At 63.2% G+C, this 1,017-nt stretch carries 1 protein-coding gene; it reads right to left on the reverse strand.

Annotation, left to right across the window (positions count from 1 at the left end):
• Positions 1 to 794 (reverse strand): AEC family transporter (locus tag PSTU_RS0115935; RefSeq protein WP_019342018.1); only part of this gene is annotated, 794 nt, incomplete at its 3' end.
• Positions 795 to 1,017: the final 223 nt, after the last annotated feature.

Raw genomic sequence — 1,017 nt, forward strand, 5'->3', positions numbered from 1 at the left:
GCACTCAGCAGCAGCGCCGAATACGCCCAAAGCGTCGGCAGCTCGAATACATAAAACGCCAGGTACCAGGTGATCAGCGGCTGAGCCACCAGCTTCAAAGCCACCAGCGGCCAGACGCCCGTGACCTTACCGCCAGGCTGCGGCTGGGCGAGAAACAATCCCAACGACACCAATGCGCAAGGTGCCGCCGCCGCGCCGAGCAAGCTGAGCAAGGTCGCCAGCGGCACCGGTAGCGCCAATCCACTCGCGGCCCAGAAGCCACCGAGCAGAGGCGCCACCACCAGTGGGTTACGCAACAGCGCGCCGCTGACCTTGCCCAGCGTGCGACTGAAGCCCTGGCCGGCATGCAGACCGGTCTCCACGCAGGCCAGGGCAATGGCAAACAGCACGCAGACGACGATAATCGACGCCACCATGGCCGGCTGCAGCGCCTCGTCACCGAGCACCAGCATGGTCAGGGGAATGCCGATGTAGCCGGTGTTGGCATAGGACGCGCCGAGCGCGTCGAGGCTAGCGTCGGCCAGCGGCTGCTTCTGCACCAGTCGATAGGTCAAGGTGAAACCGAACACGCCAAGGCAGCCAACGGCAAACGCTGTGATAAAGCCCGGCTGCCAAAGCTGTTCCCAGGTCGAAGTGGCGACCACGCTGAACAACAACGCAGGCAGCCCCAGCCAGACGACGAACCGATTCAGCTCGGATGCAGCGTTCGGCCCCATGCGGTCGGTGCGGCGGCACAGATAACCCAGGAAAATTAGCGCGAATACCGGTAGGACGACATTGACGACAGCGGACATGAACACTCATCGGTAGGTTGGCGCCGGTAGCTGGCGACGCGGGGTAAGCGGTGGTCGGAACGGACCGGTTGCAGACCTTAGCAAGAAAACTGAGTCTTTGCGGATTGGTGCATGCTTGTCGCGCTCCGCGCGGCAGCCATCCACATCAATGCGACAGCGCTGATGGACAGTAACCACTGCTCGGTCGGGCTGTGCACTCTCGAAGCAACCGAGCCATTCGCGG

The sequence above is a fragment of the Stutzerimonas stutzeri SDM-LAC genome, assembly GCF_000235745.1.
GTDB classification, from domain to species: domain Bacteria; phylum Pseudomonadota; class Gammaproteobacteria; order Pseudomonadales; family Pseudomonadaceae; genus Stutzerimonas; species Stutzerimonas stutzeri_H.